Here is a 20085-nt window from a genome sequence, read left to right on the forward strand (position 1 = left end):
TCTTTCTTCGGTGTTCATCTCGAACACGAATCACGAAGAGAATCAGCCTGCGCATCTGACGCTGAAAGACCCGTCGGTGCCGGTGAAGGTCAACCTGCAGACCTACGCGGGCCCCGAAAGCCGCTACTGCCCCGCCGCCGTCTACGAGTTCGTGAAGAACGACGACGGCAGCGAGCGGCTCGTCATCAACGCGCAAAACTGCGTCCACTGCAAGACCTGCGATATCAAGGACCCGACGCAGAACATCGTCTGGGTGACGCCCGAAGGCGGCGGCGGTCCGAACTATCCGAACATGTGACGCAAATCGCGTCGTCCGCAGAACAAAACGCCGCTCGATGAGCGGCGTTTTCGCATGACGATGCGGGAATTTTCCGGCTCACTGGGCCAGCGCTTCAAGCCGACCACGCACGCGCTCCAGCACGGCCGCCCACGCACCGGTTGACGGCTGGCGAAACAGCTCGACGGTCTGATACCACGGCGTGCGTTCCGTCTCCTCCCCCCAAAACCATGCGGACACGTGATCGAGCATCAGCCACGTGGGCACGCCGAGCGCGCCCGCCAGATGCGCGGGTCCGCTGTCGATGGTGATAAGCGCGTCGAGATTGACCAGCAGCGCGGCGACGTCGTCGAAGCCGGCCGTGAACTGCGGCGTCAGATCGACGATATCGATGCCTTGCGCGCGCCATTGCCCGACCGTCTGCTCGCGCCCCGGCGAAATCGCGAAGAACGTCACGCCCGGCACATCCAGAATCCGCGCGATCTCATCAGCCGGCACCGAGCGCCGCCTGTCGCGGATGTGATCGGGATTGCCGTTCCAGACAAGGCCTACCTTGCGATTCTCCGCCGTCGTGGCGTCGGCGACGCGCTCACGCCACGCATCGGCACGCGCGGGATCGGCGCTGAGATATGGCCGCCCCCACACCGACGGATCGTTGATGCCCAGACGCAGCGGCAGACTCATCAACCCGCAATGGAAGTCGGGCTTCGTGTCGAGGCTCGTTTCGATCTTGATGCCGTCCGGCAGCATGCGCTCGAACAGCGGCTGCATCGGCCCCGCGTAACCAAAAATCACGCGGCCGCCTTCACGTTGCGCACGCTCGGCGAGGAGCGGCAGAAAGCGCACCGACCACAGGCAGTCGCCGTTGCCCTGCTCGCCATAGACGACGAGCGTCTTCCCCGCCAGCGACTCGCCCCGCCAGTTCGGACTGATGGCGGAGAGGGCCGCCCGCGCAGCGTTCGAATCATGTGCGAAAGCGATGCGCGCTTCGTAGTCGAGCCAGCCTTGCGCGTAATGCCCCGCGCGCACTTCCAGTTCCGACAGATCGAACAGCGCGTGCGCGTTGTTCGGCGTCAACTCAAGCACGCGACGCAGCAGCGCTTCCGCTTCGCTAAAGCGGCCCTGCTCCTTGATGCACAACGCGAGTTTGTGCAAGACGATGTGATTGCCGGGGGCCGCGCGCGCCGCTTCATGCAGCAGACGCTGCGCTTCGGTGAAATCGTCACGTTCCTGGACGGCGGCTGCGCGCCAGACGAGCGCGTTCGCATCGTTGGCATCGCGCGCCAGCAACAGTGCGGTGGACGATTCGACGAGCGCCCAGTCGCGCAGGATGAAGGCTGTCTGCGCGATGTCGTGCAACAGCCTGGCGTCGCAATTCGCGTCCAGCCGGTGAGCCCGCATCAGCGCGTCCACGGCTTCGCGCAGCTGCGCCTTGTCGCCGTTTGCACGTTCGAGGAGCGCGTTGCCGAGCGCCAGCCAGTCGGTCGCGACGGCGTCGGGCAAGGCCGTGCGCGCGCGCAGCGGCGCGAGCGGATTGGCGGCGGTGGAATCGGAAGTGTTCATGTTGACCGCCCCGTCGGGAACCGGCGACTCTGCCGAATGGCGTACGACGCTGCGTCAGACGCGCATGCCAGATTACGGCGCGCTGGCCGCGATCTTCGGCGTGTCGACGGCGACGTCGCCGCATTGCGCACGGTTGCGCAGCGCGTGGTCGATCAGCACCAGCGCGAGCATCGCCTCGGCAATCGGCGTCGCGCGAATGCCGACGCACGGATCGTGTCGCCCGAACGTTTCGACGATGGCGGGCTGGCCGTTCTTGTCGATCGACCGGCGCGGCGTGCGGATGCTCGACGTCGGCTTGATGGCGATCGACACGGTGATGTCCTGTCCCGTCGAAATGCCGCCGAGCACGCCGCCCGCATGATTGCCGACGAAGCCTTCCGGCGTCAGTTCGTCGCCATGCACGGAGCCGCGCTGCCGCACGCTTTCGAAGCCCGCGCCGATCTCGACGCCCTTCACCGCGTTGATACCCATCATTGCGTGCGCGATGTCGGCGTCGAGGCGGTCGAACAACGGCTCGCCAAGGCCGACAGGCACACCCGACGCCACCACGTTGATGCGCGCGCCGATCGAATCGCCGTCCTTGCGCAGTTCGTCCATATACGTTTCGAGCTGCGGCACGATATCCGCATTCGGCACGAAGAACGGATTTTCGCGCACGTATTGCCAGTCGACGAACGGCACGTCGATTTCGCCGAGCGCCGCCATATAGCCGCGAATCTCGGCGCCGAACTTCTCGCGCAGCCATTTCTTCGCGACCGCCCCCGCCGCCACTGTCGGCGCCGTCAGACGCGCCGACGAGCGGCCGCCGCCCCGATGGTCGCGAATGCCGTACTTCTGCCAGTAGGTGTAGTCGGCGTGGCCCGGGCGGAACGTTTCGACGATGTTGCCGTAGTCCTTGCTGCGCTGGTCCGTGTTGCGGATCAGCAGCGCAATGGGCGCGCCCGTCGTTTTGCCCTCGAAGACGCCCGAGAGAATCTCGACCTTGTCTTCTTCCTGGCGCTGCGTCACATGGCGCGACGTGCCGGGCCGGCGGCGGTCGAGTTCGAACTGGATGTCGGCTTCGACGAGCGACATGCCCGGCGGGCAGCCGTCGATCACACAGCCAATGGCCGGGCCGTGCGATTCGCCAAAGGTCGTGACGGTGAAGAGCGTACCGAGGGTATTGCCGGACATGAGCGTCGTCCAAAGAGATGCGGGGAGACCGTCATTATGCCAGCCCGGCCGCGCTGGCGTGGCACGCGGCGGCCCGGCTAGCTGTTATAGGACAAATGGACGAAGGGTTGCGCCTTCCGCTGGACGGTTCAGGTGCACAGTCTCACTTGCGCGCGCCGCGCAGCTCGGTGACGACCTGCTGCAACCGTTCCGGCGTCGCGTGCGCCGGTTCGAGCGGCTCGCCCACGGCCAGCGTCAGGCGGCTCATCACGCCCTTCTGCAGCGGCCGGGGAAAGCGCGCATCGGTGCTGCGCGACCAGAAACTGCCCCATAGCCCGCGCAGCGCCATCGGTACGACGGGCACGGCCTTGCGCCGCAGAATTTCCGCCACGCCATGGCGGAACGGATTCATCTCGCCGGTTCGTGTCAGCTTCCCTTCGGGAAAAATACAGACGAGATCGCCGTCATCCAGTGCTTTCGCGCAGGCCTCATAGGCACGTTTCAGCATTTCCGGGTCCTCATGGGCGGGGGCGATCGGAATCGCCTTAGCGTGTCTGAAGAGCCAGCCGACAAGCGGCGTTCGGAAGATCCGGTGATCCATCACGAAGCGGATCGGCCGCGGACTTTCTGCCATGATGACAATGGCGTCGACATAGCTCACGTGATTGCACACCAGCACGGCCGCGCCCTCTTCGGGGATGCGCTCCGCGTGCACGAGGCGAATCCGGTAGAACGTGTGCACCATCAGCCACGCAAAGAAGCGCAGCAGGAACTCGGGCACGAGCGAATAGATATAGATCGCGACGACCACGTTGAGCAGCGCCGTCACGAGGAACAACCCCGGAATGCCGACGCCCGCCGACGTCAGCGCGACAGCCATCAGCGCCGACACGATCATGAACAGCGAGTTAAGGATATTGTTCGCCGCGATGATCCGCGCGCGGTGGCTCGGCTGGCTGCGGCTCTGGATCAGCGCGTAGAGCGGCACGCTGTAGAAGCCGCCGAACATCGCCAGCAGGAACAGATCGGCAAGCACGCGCCAGTGCGCGGGCAATGCGATGAATTCGCCGACCGTCAGCAGATGCGTGACGCCCGGCAGCGCGTGGCTTGCGAAGAACAGGTCGATCGCGAACACGCTGATGCCGATCGAGCCGAGCGGCACGAGCCCGATTTCGATGCGTTTCTTCGACAGCCGCTCGCACAGCAGCGACCCGGTGCCGATACCGATCGAAAAGGTTGCGAGCAGGACGGTCACGACATCGGGATTGGCGGACAGCACGTCCTTCGCGAACCGGAAAAACGACGACAGGAACGTCGCGCCGACGAACCACAGCCAGGAAATTCCAAGCAGACTCAAAAACACCGTCCGGTTCTGACGCGCCAGTTTCAGATTGCGCCAGGTCTCGCTGATCGGATTCCAGTTGATGCGCAGGTCCGGTTGAGAGGGCATCGAAGGCGGCACGAAACCCGACGCGACGCGTCCAATCAGCGCAATCGCCACGCAGCCGAATGCGAGAATCGCCGCACCATGCGCCTCCGAGCCCGCGGCCGCGCCGCCGAGGATCGTGCCGAACAGAATCGCGACGAAGGTGCCCATCTCGACCATGCCGTTGCCGCCGACCAGTTCCGACTTGTCGAGATGCTGCGGCAGGTAAGCGTATTTGACGGGGCCGAATACCGTCGAATGGACGCCCATCAGGAACGTGCAGAGATAAAGCAGCACGGCGTTGTGCAGCCAGAAGCCCGCGCCGCCCACCAGCATGACGCCGATCTCGAACGTCTTTACGAAGCGCGTGAGCATCGCCTTGTCGTACTTGTCGGCGATCTGACCCGAGGTCGCCGAGAACAGGACGAACGGCAGAATGAAGATCGCGGAAATCAGAAAGGCGGCGGTATCCGCATTGACGCCTGAGAAACGCGCGGCCTGATACGTGACGAGCGACGTGAAGCCGATCTTGAACACGTTGTCGTTCATCGCGCCGAGGAATTGCGTCCAGAAGAACGGCGCGAAGCGGCGCTCGCGCAACAGCCGGAATTGTGAACCGTGCTCACGCGCGGCGCGCCTTTGCTGTTGGGCGGTGGACAACGGACGATCGTTCATTGCGTGACGGATAGAGGGCGGTTTCTGCCCGGATTCACAACCCGCTTTGCGGAACTGGCGGACACAAAAAAAGCGCACGCTGATCGCGCGCGCATCGAGGATAGTTCAGTCATGCGACAGCGGCATGCCGGCAGGCCTCATCACCAAACCGGGCCGGCATCGAGCCCGGCTCAGCGCGACGGCTGCTCCGGTTGCGGCTCGTCTTCCGCGGGCCAGTCGCGGATATAGGCCTTCAGCATCCGGTTCTCGAAGCCCTGCTCTTCGACGACGGCCTTCGCGACGTCGTAGAACGAAATCACGCCCATCAGCTTGCGGCTTTCCATGACGGGCAGATAACGCACGTGATGTTCGAGCATCATGCGGCGAACTTCGTTGACGTCCGTTTCGGGCGTGCAGGTGAGCGGGTGATCGTCCATGATCTTGCGGATCGTGCTGCCGCCGACGCTGCCGCCATTGCGGCTCAGGACGAGAATGATCTCGCGGAACGTCAGCATGCCGACCAGATCGCCGTACTCCATCACGACGAGCGAGCCGATATCGTGCTCGGCCATCGTATTGACGGCTTCGTTAAGCGGGCTATCCGGCGTGACGGTAAAAAGGGTGTTGCCCTTGAGCTTGAGAATGTCGCTGACGCGCATGATTTGTCTCCTGATTAAGCCTTCTGAAGCAAAAAAAGGCTTCACTGACTTTCGATCGTAGCGGAAAGGTCCACAAAAAGAAAGCGCACAACCACCGCCGGGAGCGCGCCGGCGAACGCCCGGCAGGCGGCGCTCGCGGACCTGCCGGCGGCCGCGGCGGGCGCACCGGTCGGCCGGTTTGCGGCAATCCCGCACACCTTTCCCTACAGACGTCATACGGGCGATAACCGAGTGGTTCGCGCGCGGCACGATGATACGATGGCCCCCACTCTCACCTTCGCCGGGCTGTCGAGGTCCGGCCGTCCACGATGTCCGCCAACCGTTTCGACACGCTTGCGCTGCACGCGGGCGCCGCCCCCGACCCCGCGACGGGCGCGCGCGCGACACCCATCTACCAGACCACGTCGTTCACGTTCCGCGACTCCGACCACGCCGCCGCGCTCTTCAACATGGAGCGCGCGGGCCATGTTTACTCGCGCATCTCGAACCCGACCGTCGCCGTGTTCGAAGAGCGCGTGGCCGCGCTCGAGAACGGCGCGGGCGCGATCGGCACGGCGAGCGGCCAGGCCGCGCTGCACCTCGCGATCGCAACGCTGATGGGCGCGGGCTCGCACATCGTCGCCTCGAGTGCACTCTACGGCGGCTCGCACAACCTGCTCAACTACACGCTGCGCCGCTTCGGCATAGAAACGACGTTCGTGAAGCCGGGCGACATCGACGCGTGGCGCGCCGCGCTGCGGCCGAACACGAGGCTGCTGTTCGGCGAAACGCTCGGCAACCCGGGCCTCGACGTGCTCGATATTTCCACGGTCGCACAGATCGCGCACGAGCATCGCGTGCCTTTGCTGGTCGATTCGACCTTCACGACGCCGTACCTGCTCAAGCCGTTCGACCACGGCGCGGATTTCGTCTACCACTCTGCGACCAAGTTCCTCGGCGGCCACGGCACGACGATCGGCGGCGTGCTCGTCGACGGCGGCACGTTCGACTTCGACGCGTCCGGGCGCTTCCCGGAATTCACCGAGCCGTACGAAGGCTTTCACGGCATGGTGTTCGCCGAGGAAAGCACCGTCGCGCCGTTCCTGCTGCGCGCCCGCCGCGAAGGGTTGCGCGACTTCGGCGCATGCCTGCATCCACAAGCGGCGTGGCAACTGCTGCAAGGGATCGAAACGCTGCCGCTGCGCATGGAACGCCACGTCGCGAACACGCGCAAGGTGGTCGAATTCCTCGCCGCCCATGCCGCCGTCGAATCCGTCGCCTATCCCGAACTGCCGACCCACCCGGATCACGCGCTCGCGCAGCGCCTGCTGCCGCGCGGCGCGGGCGCCGTGTTCAGCTTCGATCTACGCGGCGACCGCGCCGCTGGCCGCGCGTTCATCGAAGCGCTGTCGCTGTTCTCGCATCTTGCGAACGTCGGCGACGCCCGCTCGCTGGTCATTCATCCCGCGTCGACGACGCACTTCCGCATGGACGCCGCCGCGCTAGCCGCCGCGGGCATAACGGAAGGCACGATACGTCTTTCGATCGGCCTCGAAGACCCCGACGACCTGATCGACGATCTCAAGCGCGCGCTCAAGGCCGCGCAGAAATCCGCGGGCGGCGCTGCGCAACAGGCCGCCTCGACAGCCGGCCGTCCGGCGCGCAAGGAGTCCGCATGATCGTCGACGTCAACGGCAAACCGGCTTATGTCTACACGGGCGGCAAGACATTCGACGCCGCCCTGCCCACCGCCGTCTTCATTCATGGCGCCGAGCACGATCACAGCGTCTGGGCGCTGCAAACGCGCTATTTCGCGCATCACGGTTTCGGCGTGCTGGCCGTCGACCTGCCCGGCCACCATCGCAGCGCCGGCCCGGCGCTGACCAGCATCGCCGGGATGGCCGACTGGCTCGCCGCGTTGCTCGACGCAATGGGCGTGGCGCGTGCGTTCGTCGCCGGGCACAGCATGGGCTCGCTCGTCGCACTCGACTTCGCGGCCCGCTATGCGTCACGCGCGACGCATCTGGCGCTCGTCGCGACGGCCGTGCCGATGGCTGTCTCCGACGCGCTGCTCGACGCGGCGCGCGAACGCGAGCCGGAAGCCATCGACATGGTCAACCAATGGTCGCATTCGACCCTCGCCGCGAAACCCTCCTGCCCTGCGCCCGGCTTCTGGCTGCACGGCATGAACCAGCGGCTGATGGAGCGCGTCTCGGCGACGGGCGAACCCCGACTGTTTCACACCGACTTCAGCGCCTGCAACGCGTACACGGACGGCCTCGCGCGCGCCACGCAGGTGAGCTGCCCCACGCGCCTGATTGTCGGCAGGCGCGACATGATGACGCCGCCGCGCGCCGCCAAAGCCCTCGCCGACGCGCTGCGCGGCGCGAACGTGCCCGTCGACACGATCACGCTCGACGCCGGCCACGCGCTGATGTCCGAGCAGCCCGACGCGACGCTCGATGCGCTTTACGCGTTTGCGACGGCCCGCGTTCCTGGCCGCTGAAGAAACGTCACATTAACCGCCCCGAAGCGCGCGCAACATATGCCGAATGGCCAGGTTGCACGCGTCTGACGATAGCAGCACAATGAATCCATGCCTGAGCGGATTGGACAGCGCGGCGGCGCTCACGCAGGCAGGCAATGGAGGCGAACATGAGCCATCAGACAACGCACGACGAGCACTTCGCCAGCTTCGCGGCGTTCTATCCGTACTATCTGACCGAGCATCGCAACACGGTTTCGCGGCGGCTGCATTTCGTCGGATCGCTGGGCGTGATCGGCTTCGTCGCGATGGCGCTCGCAACGGGTGACTGGCTATGGCTGCCAGCCGCCGTGATATGCGGGTATGGGTTTGCGTGGGTCGGCCATTTCTTCTTCGAGAAGAACCGGCCGGCGACGTTCCGACATCCCATTTACAGCCTGATGGGCGACTGGGTGATGTTCAAGGACATCTGCACGGGGCGCATTCCGCTGTAGCGGCGAGCGGCGAGCGGAGCAACGCGCAACGTGGCTCGGGCGTCACCACGCGCGAGCGCCCGGGCGCTCAAGCCGTTTGTCGGGGCAGCGCAGCCGCGTCGCCCACTCCCGCGTGATCCGCTTGCCCGGCGCCGCGTGATGCAGCGCGCGCCGCCAGCAAGGTCGAGAGGCTCACCTTGAGCGCGTCGTTATCGAGCGCGGCAAGCAGCATGGCGCTATCCACGCGCGTCGAATCGAGATTCAGCTGATACGCGAGTTCCGCGCGGTCGATCACGAACTGGTCGAATAGCCGCTCCACGGTGATCTGGCTCGGGTTCGCGATCAGCAGAAAGCGCGGGCGCTGGCCGTTTTCGTCGAGTTGCACGATCCAGTCGATCGCTTCTAGCCGCTGCAACAGGCGCACCGTCGTTTCCATATCGCGGCGCAGTGCGCGCGCCAGTTCCGGCACCGTGTAGCCGTGTGTGCCTGCATCGCGCGCTTCGGCGAGCCGCGCGAGCAATTCGAGCGAGTCGAGCAGATCGCTGCCCGGAAAATCGGGACGGTGGAATTGCCCGGTGCGGATCGCCGGCAGCGCCGACGCGATCATCGCGCCCGCGAGGGTGATGAACCAGCTCAGGTACATCCACAGGAGAAAGAGCGGCACGACGGCGAACGCGCCATACACGGCCGTATAGGTCGGAATGCGCCGGATGTAGAAACCGAAGCCGCGCTTGGCGAGTTCGAACGCGATGGCGGCCGTCACACCGCCTACGATGGCATCGCGCCATTCCACCCGGCAGTTCGGCACGAACACGTACATCAGCGTGAACGCGAGCACCGTCAGCGGCAACGCAGCGCCCGCCAGCGCCCATTCGATCAGCGGCGTGATGCGCTGCGCAGCCGTGTAAGTCATGGACTGCGTGAACAGATAGGAAGAGATCGACAGGCTCACGCCGATCAGAATCGGCCCGAGCGTCAGGATCGACCAGTAGACCAGCACGCGCTGCGCGAACGGGCGCGCCTTGCGCACGCGCCAGATCACGTTGAACGCGGATTCGATCGTCATCATCGTCATCACGGACGTGACGAACAAAATGATCATGCCGACCGTGGTCAGCCCCTTCGCCTTCGATGCGAACTGATTCAGGTATTTGAAGATCTGGCTGCTGACCTGGTCGGGCATCAGATGGTCGGCGAGAAAGGTCTGCAGCGACATCTGGAATTGCGCGAAGATCGGAAACGCGGTGAACAGCGCAAACGCGACCGTCGCGAGCGGCACCAGCGAAAGCATCGTCGTGAAGGTGAGACTGCCCGCCACCTGAGGAATGCGATCCTCGCCGCTGCGCTTCGCGGCAAACTCCGCGAGGCGCTTGAGCGCGTCGAGATCGAGACGCAACCTGGACAACAAACCGACCTCCTCCACTTCAATGCACGCGCCGGCATCGGGCGCGTCGCCAATCTCGCGGCACCGCCAGCGAACCCACCCCTATAATACCCGTTCACTGCCAATGCCTATGAAAGACATCCTCGTGCTTTACTACAGCCGGCACGGCGCCACGCGCGAACTCGCGCTGGCCATCGCGCACGGCGTCGACAGCGTTTCAGGCATGCAAGCGCGTGTGCGCACGGTGCCACCCGTTTCGACGGTTTGCGAAGCCACGCAACCCGACATTCCCGCAGAAGGCCCGCCGTACGTGGAACTGCGCGATCTCGAAGAGTGCGCGGGCCTCGCGCTCGGCTCGCCGACCCGCTTCGGCAACATGGCCGCGCCGCTCAAGTACTTCCTCGACGGCACGACGCCCCAGTGGCTGTCGGGCGCGCTCGCCGGGAAGCCGGCCTGCGTGTTCACGTCGACGGGCAGCCTGCACGGCGGCCAGGAAACGACGCTGCTGTCCATGATGCTGCCGCTCCTGCATCACGGCATGCTGATCCTCGGCATTCCTTACACCGAAACCACGCTCACCACGACGCAAACAGGCGGCACGCCGTATGGCGCGTCCCACTTCGCGCGTGCGGACTCGGCGGGCCACGGCATTTCCGCCGACGAGAAAACGCTCGCCGTTGCGCTTGGCGCGCGGATTGCGCGCACGGCGGCGTCGATGAGCGAGCGCCCATGAATCCAGCGCGCGACGCATCGGCCCGTGACAGCGCGCAAGGCAACCGCGCCGCCGCAACGGGCGCGCTGGTTGCGCTCGTTGCTCTGATTGCGCTGTGCGTCGCGTGGGAATGGTGGCTCGCGCCGTTACGCGCGGGCGGCTCGCTGTTCGTGCTCAAGGCCGCGCCGCTGCTGCTCGCGCTGCCCGGCGTGTGGCGCAAGCGCCTCTATACGCTGCAATGGGCGTCGATGCTGAGCCTGCTGTATCTGATGGAAGGCATCGTGCGCGGCATGTCGGATCGCGGCCCGAGCGCCCGGCTCGGCTGGTGCGAGGCGGTCCTCGCCGCCGCGTTCTTCGTCAGCGCGCTCGTCTATGTCGCGCCGTTCAAGCGTGCAGCGAAGCGCCGTGCGCGCAGCGAAAGCGGCGCAGCCAGCGGCCCCGTCTGATCGACAGGCGCAGCGCGGCCACAGCCCCGGCCGCGCTGCGCATCCCATGCATCGCAACCTGCGTCAACCGTCAGCGTCGAATCAACCACGCACCATTCGAACACGCCCTACCCGCTCTGACCGACCATTCATGAACTCCGCCGCTTCATCGAACTTCATCGCCGCGTGCGTCGACGCGATCGGCGCCGCGCACGTCCTTACCGATCCGCACGACACCACGCCCTACCTCACCGACTGGCGCCGCCGCTACACAGGCAGCGCATGCGCGGTGCTATGCCCGTCGACGGCTGAAGAAGTCGCCGCGATCGTGCGGCTTGCGAACCAACATCGTGTCTCGATCGTGCCGCAAGGCGGCAATACAGGCCTCGTGGGCGGCGCCACGCCCGATACCAGCGGCGCGCAAGCGGTGCTGAGCCTCAGGCGGCTCAATCGCGTGCGCGACGTCGACCCGCACAACAACACGATCACCGTCGAAGCCGGCGTCGTGCTCGCCGACGTACAGGCGCGCGCCGAAGCGGCGGCACGCCTGTTCCCGCTGAGCCTCGCGGCGCAAGGCAGTTGCACGATCGGCGGCAATCTGTCGACGAACGCGGGCGGCACAGGCGTATTGCGCTATGGCAACACGCGCGAACTGTGCCTCGGGCTGGAAGTGGTGACGCCACAAGGCGAACTGTGGGACGGGCTGCGCGGCCTGCGCAAAGACAACACGGGCTACGATCTGCGCGACCTCTTCATCGGCGCGGAAGGCACGCTCGGCATCATCACGGCGGCCGTGATGAAACTGCATCCGCAGCCGGCCGCGCGCGTGACGGCGCTCGCCGCGCTGCCTTCGGCGCATGCTGCGCTGGATTTTTTGTCGCTTGCGCAGCGTCACGCCGGACCGCTTCTGACGGGCTTCGAGCTGATGTCGGATTTCTGTCTGCGTCTCGTGAACCGGCATTTCCCGCAGATGCGCTATCCGTTCGCCGAACCGCACGCGCAGATCGTGCTGCTCGAACTATCGGATAGCGAAAGCGAAGAGCACGCGCGCGCACTCTTCGAGCGGATGATGGAAGCCGCGCTCGAAAGCGGTCACGTCGAAGACGCCGTGGTCGCGGAAAATCTCGCGCAGACGCAGGCATTCTGGAATCTGCGCGAGCACATTCCGCTGGCGCAGGCCGAGGAAGGGCTGAACATCAAGCACGATATCGCCGTGCCGATTTCGCGGATCGGCCATTTCATCGAAGAAACGGATGCGCTGATCGCGAAGGCCGCGCCCGGCGCGCGGATGGTGACGTTCGGTCATCTCGGCGACGGCAATCTGCATTACAACGTGCAGGCGCCCGAAGGCGGCAATCCGAAGCAGTTTCTCGCCCAGTACCAGAGCACGATGAATCAGATCGTCTACGACAGCGTGCATCGGCATCGCGGCAGCATCAGCGCGGAGCATGGCATCGGCCAGTTGAAGATCGACGAATCGGCGCATTACAAATCGGATGTCGAAGTGCGTCTGATGAAGACCCTGAAAGCCGCATTCGATCCGCTGAACCTGATGAATCCCGGCAAGGTGCTACGCTAACAGCATTGGTATCGAAGAGAGGCGTCCATGAAAATTCGCGTGCTGTCCGATCTGCATCTCGAATCCGACCAGCCGGAAATCATTCCGCACGCGGACGCCGATCTGGTCGTGCTGGCAGGCGACATTCACAACCACGCCGAAGGGCTGCGCTGGGCCGCCGAAACTTTCGACGGCGCGGTGCCCGTCGTCTACGTGCCGGGCAACCACGAGTATTACGACGGCGAGTTCGGCGCGCTCGAAGCGGCGATGCACGACGCCGCCGCGAGCGTCGACAACGTGCACTTTCTCAACAACGCGACGCTCGTCGATCCGCTCGGACAGTGGCGCGTGCTCGGGACGACGCTGTGGACCGACTTCGACCTTTACGGCAACGATGAAGCATCGCACGCGGCGTCGATCGCGGCGGCTGAGCGCGTGATGCTCGATTATCGCGGGCTGATTCAGGTGACGTGGACAGCGGGAAACGATCTGGGTGGGCAAGGCACGCTGCAGGACAACACGCCGCGCAACCTGACGCCCGCCGATACGATCGCGCTTCACCGTCGCGCGCGCGCGTGGCTGGAAGCGGAACTGACGAAGCCGTTCGCGGGCCGGACGATCGTCGTCACGCACCACGCGCCGCACCGGCGCAGTCTCGCCGAGCGTTATGCGGACGATGTCGTGTCAGCGGGGTTCGTCAACGATCTGCCGTCGCTGGTACGCGCGCCCGTGACGCTGTGGGTGCACGGCCATACGCATACGGCATTCGATTACGTCGAAAACGGCACGCGCGTCGTGTGCAATCCGCGCGGCTATCTCGACCGGCGCACGCGCGCGCTCGAAAACGCGGCGTTCGCGTGGGACAAGGTGGTCGAGGTCTGAGGCGTGAAAGCGGAGAATCAACGCCCGCGCATATCTTGCGAGCGACGCTGCCGCTCGTCGATCCGGATCGGCACGAGACGCGGCTGCGGCCGCAGGCGTCGCAGCAGATCGCGTGACGCCGCGACGCCGATCAGTCCGAGCATGACGGCGACGCCGATCATCAGCAGGTTGGTATCCATGGTGTCCTCTTCGATTCCAGATGTGCTTGCGTGCCGAAAGATGCCGGCCTGAATGACACGTTAGCAAACCCGATGCCGCGAGAAAGTAAGGAAGTGTTGCGACGCGGCAGCGGGATGTAACAGTCCGTCAAAAGGCTGCTCCATCCATATCGCACCGGGCGCGCACTATTTCAAGTGCGCGCGAACTTGCGCAGTTCGGCCTGATCGGCGGCGAGCGTCGGCGGCAGTTCGTCGCGCAGAAACTCGACCCACGTGCGGATCTTCGCGTCCAGATACTGCCGCGACGGGTACAACGCGTACACGTTCATTTCCTGCGAGATATATTCGGGAAGAATCCACACGAGTTCGCCGCTGCGCAGGCCGGCAATGGCCGAATAGATCGGCAACACGGCAACGCCCATGCCTTCGCGCACCGCCACGGCCATCGCTTCCGCGACGTTGATCTGGAAAGTGGACGCGCCCAGATGCAGCGTCTCCTGTCCGTTCGGGCCGTCGAAGGTCCATTCGTCGGCGGGCATCACGGGCGTGATCATCTGCAGGCAGGTGTGGCCGCGCAAATCGGACAGCGTCTGCGGCACGCCGTTGCGCTCCAGGTAATCCGGCGACGCAACCACCACGCTGAACGCGCTGCCAAGACGCTGCGAGACAAGCCCCGAATCGGGCAAGCTCTGCGCAAGCACGACGGCGACGTCGTAGCCTTCGTCGAGCAGATCGGGCATGCGCTGCGCGAGCGTCAGTTCGAGATGCACATCGGGATAACGCTGCTGATAGCGGCTCACGGCAGGCACCACGTAGTGCTGGCCGAAGCTCGTCATGGCGTGGACCTTCAGCTTGCCCGACGGACGCGCGTGCGCGTCGCTGGCCTCGGCTTCAGCCTGGTCGACGTAGGCAAGAATCTGCTCGCAGCGTTGCAGATAGCGCTCGCCCGCCTCCGTGAGCGCGATGCGGCGCGTCGTGCGATTCAACAGACGCGTGCGCAGATGCGCCTCCAGATCGGACACGGCGCGCGAGGCGTATGCCGTCGTCGTGTTCAGATGCTGGGCCGCGCCCGTGAAGCTGCCCGCCTCGACGACACGGACAAATACGCGCATGTTCTGAAGCGTATCCATGATTTACACCCAAATCTTTCAGTACGGGAAGGATTGTTGCACGATTTGGAAAGGCGATTATCTCATTCTCCGTAAGTATGCGTTACACCCTTACGGGTTATTCGCTAATTGATCGAAAAATATAATCCCCTACAAGGTTCTATAGCCAATTGGGGAGCAAATCGTGCAGTTTCCGGTAACGAAAGGGATCACCGCGCTGTCGGTTCTTACGATCTCGTTGATAATCGCCGGCTGCGCGAGCACGGGACACATCGCGCCCCAATCGACCAGCACGGAGCCCGCCTCGCTGGACGTCGGCGCCGCGATCCGCGCGGCCAATACCGATGCGCAATGGCCCGCCGCCGACTGGTGGCGCGCCTATAACGATCCGCAACTGAACGCGTGGATCGAACAGGCGCAAGCGGGCAGTCCGACGCTCGCGGCGGCGCAGGCGCGCGTACGCGAGGCACAGTCGTTCGCGGGCGTCGCGAAGTCCGCGCTGCTGCCGCAGGTGAACGGCAGCATGCAGATCCAGCGCAAGCAGTGGCCGGACAACGTCTTCTATGGTCCGGGCGAACTGGCCGGCCAGCAGTCGTGGAACAACACGGCTGAACTCGGCCTGTCGTATCACCTCGATCTGTGGGGCAAGGACAAGAACGCCGCTGAAGAGGCACTCGATATCGCGCACGCACGTGCCGCCGATTACCGGGCCGCACAGCTGGAGCTTCAGGCGAATATCGTGCGCGCCTATATCGAAATGTCGCTGAACTACGCGCTGCTCGATATCGCGAAACAGACGCTCGAACAGCAGGAACAGGTCGCCGCGCTGGCCAACCGGCGGCTGAAGGGCGGCATCGGCACGCAGCTCGAAGTCGCGCAGGCGGAAACGCCGCTGCCCGAGTACGAACGCCAGATCGACGCGCTCGAAGAAGAAATCGCGCTCGGCCGCAACCAGTTGGCCGCGCTCGCGGGCAAAGGCCCCGGCGCGGGCGATTCGATCGCGCGCCCGCAGCTTGCGCTGTCCGCCTTCGCGGGTCTGCCGTCGACGATGCCCGCCGAGCTGATCGGCCATCGCCCCGATATCGTCGCGGCGCGCTGGACGGTCGCTGCGCAGGCGCGCGGCATCGATGTCGCAAAGGCGGACTTCTATCCGAATATCGATCTGCTCGCGTCCGTCGGCGGCTATGCGGCGATGGGGCCGCTGTTCGGCTTCCTGAAATCGCAGGCAGGCGGCTGGACGGCGGGCCCGGCGCTGTCGCTGCCGATCTTCACGGGCGGACGCCTGCGCTCGCAACTCGGCGCGGCGGCGGCGGGCTACGACGTGGCCGTCGAGCAGTACAACCAGTCGATCGTCGGTGCGCTGAAGGAAATCGCCGACCAGGTCGTGCGGATGCGCTCACTCGATACCCAGCTGAAGGACGCGCAGCGATCCGTCGCGACGGCGAACAAGACCTATCAGCTCGCGCGCGAAGGCTATCGGCGCGGCCTGACCGACTACGTGAACGTGCTGATCGCGCAAACGCAGCTGTTGCGCGCGCAGGAAGGCGTCGCGAAGGTGCAGGCCGGACAGTTGCAGGCGCACGCGACGCTCGTGACGGCGTTGGGCGGCGGCGTGATCGACCCGTCGGACGGCCCTTCGCAAAAGGATGTGTTGCCCGCGCATGGCAAGGGCAAGAAGAGCGACAGCGCGAAACCGGACGACAAAGCCACCGCCAGCGCAATGAACGGCGCCTCGACCGGCACGCCGGCCGCCCACTGACAGGAGCGCCGCCGATGTCCTCGAACCCTTCCACGCCCCGTACGCGGCCGACGCCCAGCGCGCTCTACGCCGCGTTCGCCGACTGGGCGCGCACGGACGGCCGCACCTGGATTTACCTGTTCAAGGCGCTCGCCGCGTGCTTCCTCGCACTCGGCATCGCGATGAAACTCGACCTGCCGCAGCCGCGCACCGCGATGACGACCGTCTTCATCGTGATGCAGCCGCAAAGCGGCATGGTGTTCGCGAAGAGCTTCTACCGGATCTGCGGCACGCTGGTCGGCCTCGTCGTGATGATGGCGCTGATCGGCCTGTTTTCGCAGCAACCGGAACTGTTCATCATCTCGACGGCGATCTGGGTCGGCATCTGCACGGCGGGCGCGGCGCGTAACCGCAACTTCCGCTCGTACGGTTTCGTGCTCGCGGGCTACACGGCAGCGCTGATCGGCATCCCCGCTTCGCAGCATCCCGACGGCGCGTTCATGACGGCGCTCACGCGGGTCGCCGAAGTGGTGGTCGGCATTCTGTGTTCGGGTGTCGTGAGCGCGCTCGTGTTTCCGCAGCACGCGGGCGAGGAGATGCGCAGCACGGTGCGCGCGCGCTTCTCGTCATTCGTCGATTACGTGAGCGCCGCGCTCTCGGGCAAGGCCGATCGTGCGCGCATCGAGGACACCAACGCGAAGTTCGTCGCCGATATCGTCGGCTTCGAGGCCGTGCGCAGTGTGGCCGTGTTCGAAAGCCCCGATTCGCGGATGCGCAACGGCCGGCTGTCGCGCCTGAACAGCGAGTTCATGACGGTATCGACGCGCTTTCACGCGCTGCATCAGCTGATGAACCGTCTGCGTGTGTCGGGCGCAGCGGGCGCGACGGCCGCCGTCGCTACGCTCGAGCCGTACTTCCGCGAGATTTCGCCGCTGCTGAGCAAGTCGGGCGAACCGGTGTTGACGGCCGCCGATGCATCGCACGCGGCCGCGCAACTCGAAGCGTTCAAGGCAGCGTTGCCGAAACGCGTGCGCGCGAGCCGCGCCGCGCTCGAAAGCGACGCCGACGTGCCGCTGCTCGATTTCGACACGGGCGCGGAGCTGCTCTACCGCTTCGTCGACGATCTGCACGCGTACGCGGCGACATATGCGTCGCTCGCCGTCGCGACGCACGAGCGCGAACGCTGGATCGAACGCTACGAGCCGAAGACCAACGGCATCGCGGCGGGCGTCGCGGGCTTGCGCGCGGCGATCGTGATGGCGATCCTCGGCGCGTTCTGGATCGCGACCGCGTGGCCGAGCGGCTCGACGCTGACGCTGAACGCAGCTGCCGTGTGTGCGCTCGCGTCGTCGTCGCCGAACCCGACGCGCACCGCGTTCCAGATGGCGGCGGGCACGATCCTGTCGTCGACGCTAGCGCTGTTGCTGACGTTCGGCATCTATCCGCATATCGACGGCTTTGCGTTGCTGTGCGCCGCGCTCACACCGTTCCTCGCGCTCGGCGTATGGATGACCACGCGTCCGAAGCTCGCGGGCTACGGCGTCGGCTACTGCATTTTCTTCTGCTTCCTCGCGGGTCCGGACAACGTGATTCATTACGATCCGAGCGGCTTCATGAACGACGCCATTGCGCTCGCGCTGTCGATGCTGGTCGCGTCGATCGCCTTCGCGGTGCTGTTGCCGCCGTCGACGCCGTGGTTGCGCAACCGGCTGCTCGTCGATCTGCGCGCACAGGTGGTGCTGGCGTGCCGCGGCCGGCTCGGGCGCTTCTGGCGGCCGACGCGGCTACGGACGCGCTTCGAGAGCGGCGCGCGGGACCTGATGCATCAGATCAACGCGCTGGCGGCCAGCGAGCCCGGCGTGAAGCGTGACACGATGCGCTGGATGTTCGCGGTGCTGGAGATCGGCCATGCCGTGATCGACCTGCGCAGCGAAGTCGCGACGCTGCCGCGCGATGCGCGCTATGCGTCCTCGATGCCCTGGCGCGTCAGTCTGCGCGCGGCCTGTGCCGCCGTGGGCCGCCTGTTCGAGCGCCCGCGCGCCGTGCGGGTCGATCAGGCGCTGGCTGCGACGGCCGCTGCGATCGCCGCGCTCCAGCAGACGCTGTCCACGTTCACCCCGCCGCGCGACGAGCGACATCAGTTGCAACGCATTTTGAGTCATCTGCATTTCATCCGGAGCGCGCTGCTCGATCCGCAATCGCCGCTGGCACAAGCCGGCGACGGGAGCGATTCGAACCGTGACTCGCCACAAGGAGTTCGCCATGCCACGTGAGATTGCCGTTCTCGACGCGTACGTGCCCGCGATCGTGCTGCTGTTCGTTGCGGGCGCCGCGATCACCTGGCTGCTCGACCGCGCGTTAGCGTGGACGGGCCTGTATCGGGTCGTGTGGCACCCGTCCCTGTTCCGCGCGAGTTTGCTCGTGTGTGTGTGCGGCGTGCTGGGCCTCGCCGTTTATCGTTGATACGAGTCGAATCATGACAATCAGAAACATCATTGGGTTTATCGCGACGGCCATCGTGTTCGTCGTCGCGATCTTGATCGGGCGTGCGCTGTGGGTGCACTACATGGACGAGCCGTGGACGCGCGACGGCCGCGTGCGCGCCGAAGTCGTCAACATTGCGCCCGATGTGTCGGGAGCCGTGGTCGAGTTGCCCGTGCGCGACAACCAGTTCGTGCACAAGGGCGATCTGCTGATGCAGATCGATCCATCGCACTATCAGATTGCCGTCGAGCAGGCGCAGGCTGCCGTTGCCGCGCGCAAGGCCGAGCTGCAGATGCGGCGGGACGACGCGCAGCGGCGTGCGGATATGGATAGTCTCGTGGTGTCGAAGGAAAACCGCGAGAACGCGACGCATACGGCGTCTGCCGCCGAGGCGCAGTATCAGCAGGCGCTTGCCGCGCTGGATGCGGCGAAGCTCAACCTGGAGCGTACGCGTGTTGTGTCGCCCGTCGACGGGTATGTGACGAATCTGAACGTGTATCGCGGGGATTATGCGATTTCAGGTTCAGCGAAGCTGGCTGTCGTGGATAGCAACTCGTTCTGGGTGTATGGGTATTTCGAGGAGACGAAGTTGCCGCATGTGCGGGTTGGGGATAAGGCGGATATCAGGTTGATGAGCGGGGGGACGTTGAAGGGGCACGTGGAGAGCATCTCACGCGGGATCTATGATCGCGATAATCCCCAGAGCCGGGAGCTTCTGGCTGATGTGAATCCTACGTTCAATTGGGTGAGGTTGGCGCAGCGCGTGCCTGTGAGGGTGAAGATTGATTCGGTGCCTGATGGGGTGGTGCTGTCGGCGGGGACGACTTGTACGGTTGTTGTTACGCCTTCCTGATTTTTTGGTTTTGGTTTTGGTTTTGGTTTTGGGTGTGTTTTCGCTGGCATCCGCGATTCGTTAGCGTGCTTCATGCGTCGCCCCTGTGCGGGGCGGCACCTACTTTTCTTTGCC

The 20085-nt window shown here is 65.2% G+C and carries 19 protein-coding genes; 12 read left to right on the forward strand and 7 right to left on the reverse strand.

Features of this window, described 5'->3' with window-relative positions; translation table 11 throughout:
* Positions 1-298 (forward strand): 4Fe-4S dicluster domain-containing protein (locus tag KFO72_RS35920; protein ID WP_225034085.1); only part of this gene is annotated, 298 nt, incomplete at its 5' end.
* A 78-nt stretch (positions 299-376) separates the two neighbouring features.
* Here KFO72_RS35920 and KFO72_RS35925 read toward each other — a convergent pair.
* From KFO72_RS35925 to KFO72_RS35940, 4 genes are all read right to left on the reverse strand, one after another.
* Complete coding sequence (locus KFO72_RS35925) at positions 377-1840, reverse strand: tetratricopeptide repeat protein (RefSeq protein ID WP_225034086.1); 1464 nt, start codon at positions 1838-1840, stop codon at positions 377-379.
* 72 nt (positions 1841-1912) lie between these two features.
* Positions 1913-3013 carry a chorismate synthase gene (gene aroC / locus KFO72_RS35930; protein ID WP_054934284.1) on the reverse strand — a complete coding sequence of 367 codons (1101 nt, stop codon included), beginning with the start codon at positions 3011-3013 and terminating at the stop codon, positions 1913-1915.
* A gap of 142 nt (positions 3014-3155) precedes the next feature.
* Positions 3156-5093: an MFS transporter gene (locus KFO72_RS35935; protein WP_107202206.1), complete on the reverse strand. Its 1938-nt coding sequence runs from the start codon at positions 5091-5093 to the stop codon at positions 3156-3158.
* Between the two features lie 170 nt (positions 5094-5263).
* Entirely contained in the window at positions 5264-5731 is a 468-nt protein-coding gene (locus tag KFO72_RS35940; protein WP_054934282.1) for a CBS domain-containing protein, read from the reverse strand.
* Between the two features lie 308 nt (positions 5732-6039).
* Between KFO72_RS35940 and KFO72_RS35945 the strand changes: the two genes are divergently transcribed.
* The 3 genes from KFO72_RS35945 (at position 6040) to KFO72_RS35955 (ending at position 8689) form a co-directional block, all read left to right on the forward strand.
* Positions 6040-7389, forward strand: coding sequence for an O-acetylhomoserine aminocarboxypropyltransferase (locus KFO72_RS35945; RefSeq protein ID WP_225034087.1), 1350 nt, complete (start codon positions 6040-6042; stop codon positions 7387-7389).
* Positions 7386-8216, forward strand: coding sequence for an alpha/beta fold hydrolase (locus KFO72_RS35950; RefSeq protein ID WP_054934280.1), 831 nt, complete (start codon positions 7386-7388; stop codon positions 8214-8216). The genes KFO72_RS35945 and KFO72_RS35950 overlap by 4 nt, the downstream gene beginning before the upstream one ends.
* Before the next feature lie 149 nt (positions 8217-8365).
* Complete coding sequence (locus KFO72_RS35955; protein ID WP_054934287.1) at positions 8366-8689, forward strand: Mpo1-like protein; 324 nt, start codon at positions 8366-8368, stop codon at positions 8687-8689.
* 67 nt (positions 8690-8756) lie between these two features.
* On the opposite strand, the gene KFO72_RS35960 is transcribed toward KFO72_RS35955, so the two are convergent.
* Positions 8757-10073, reverse strand: coding sequence for a YihY family inner membrane protein (locus KFO72_RS35960; protein ID WP_054934286.1), 1317 nt, complete (start codon positions 10071-10073; stop codon positions 8757-8759).
* A gap of 109 nt (positions 10074-10182) precedes the next feature.
* Here KFO72_RS35960 and wrbA point away from each other — a divergent pair, with 109 nt between their 5' ends.
* The 4 genes from wrbA (at position 10183) to KFO72_RS35980 (ending at position 13629) form a co-directional block, all read left to right on the forward strand.
* Complete coding sequence (gene wrbA / locus KFO72_RS35965) at positions 10183-10785, forward strand: NAD(P)H:quinone oxidoreductase (protein WP_054934279.1); 603 nt, start codon at positions 10183-10185, stop codon at positions 10783-10785.
* Positions 10782-11210, forward strand: coding sequence for a DUF2069 domain-containing protein (locus tag KFO72_RS35970; protein WP_054934278.1), 429 nt, complete (start codon positions 10782-10784; stop codon positions 11208-11210). Before wrbA ends, KFO72_RS35970 begins: the two co-directional genes overlap by 4 nt.
* A 130-nt stretch (positions 11211-11340) precedes the next feature.
* Positions 11341-12768 (forward strand): FAD-binding oxidoreductase, encoded by a 1428-nt coding sequence (locus KFO72_RS35975; protein ID WP_224102486.1) that lies wholly within the window; start codon positions 11341-11343, stop codon positions 12766-12768.
* A gap of 27 nt (positions 12769-12795) precedes the next feature.
* The gene (locus KFO72_RS35980) at positions 12796-13629 is read left to right on the forward strand and encodes a metallophosphoesterase (protein ID WP_054934276.1); all 834 of its coding nucleotides are present in this window, start codon (positions 12796-12798) and stop codon (positions 13627-13629) included.
* 17 nt (positions 13630-13646) lie between these two features.
* Here KFO72_RS35980 and KFO72_RS35985 read toward each other — a convergent pair whose 3' ends face one another.
* Together KFO72_RS35985 and KFO72_RS35990 are read right to left on the reverse strand one after the other, a co-directional pair.
* Positions 13647-13808 carry a hypothetical protein gene (locus tag KFO72_RS35985; RefSeq protein ID WP_167352349.1) on the reverse strand — a complete coding sequence of 54 codons (162 nt, stop codon included), beginning with the start codon at positions 13806-13808 and terminating at the stop codon, positions 13647-13649.
* A 170-nt stretch (positions 13809-13978) separates the two neighbouring features.
* On the reverse strand, positions 13979-14917 hold the full coding sequence (locus KFO72_RS35990) for a LysR family transcriptional regulator (RefSeq protein WP_054934275.1): 939 nt from the start codon (positions 14915-14917) through the stop codon (positions 13979-13981).
* 163 nt (positions 14918-15080) lie between these two features.
* Between KFO72_RS35990 and KFO72_RS35995 the strand changes: the two genes are divergently transcribed.
* The 4 genes from KFO72_RS35995 to KFO72_RS36010 are packed head-to-tail and all read left to right on the forward strand — an operon-like array spanning position 15081 to position 19971.
* Entirely contained in the window at positions 15081-16655 is a 1575-nt protein-coding gene (locus KFO72_RS35995) for an efflux transporter outer membrane subunit (RefSeq protein ID WP_054934274.1), read from the forward strand.
* A gap of 14 nt (positions 16656-16669) precedes the next feature.
* Entirely contained in the window at positions 16670-18907 is a 2238-nt protein-coding gene (locus KFO72_RS36000) for an FUSC family protein (protein WP_225034088.1), read from the forward strand.
* Positions 18897-19097 (forward strand): DUF1656 domain-containing protein, encoded by a 201-nt coding sequence (locus KFO72_RS36005; RefSeq protein ID WP_054934272.1) that lies wholly within the window; start codon positions 18897-18899, stop codon positions 19095-19097. The genes KFO72_RS36000 and KFO72_RS36005 overlap by 11 nt, the downstream gene beginning before the upstream one ends.
* A 13-nt stretch (positions 19098-19110) precedes the next feature.
* Positions 19111-19971, forward strand: a complete 861-nt coding sequence (locus KFO72_RS36010; RefSeq protein WP_054934271.1) for an HlyD family secretion protein — start codon at positions 19111-19113, stop codon at positions 19969-19971.
* Positions 19972-20085 lie beyond the last annotated feature (114 nt).

The sequence above is a fragment of the Paraburkholderia sp. XV genome, assembly GCF_020177535.1.
In the GTDB taxonomy this organism is placed as follows: domain Bacteria; phylum Pseudomonadota; class Gammaproteobacteria; order Burkholderiales; family Burkholderiaceae; genus Paraburkholderia; species Paraburkholderia caribensis.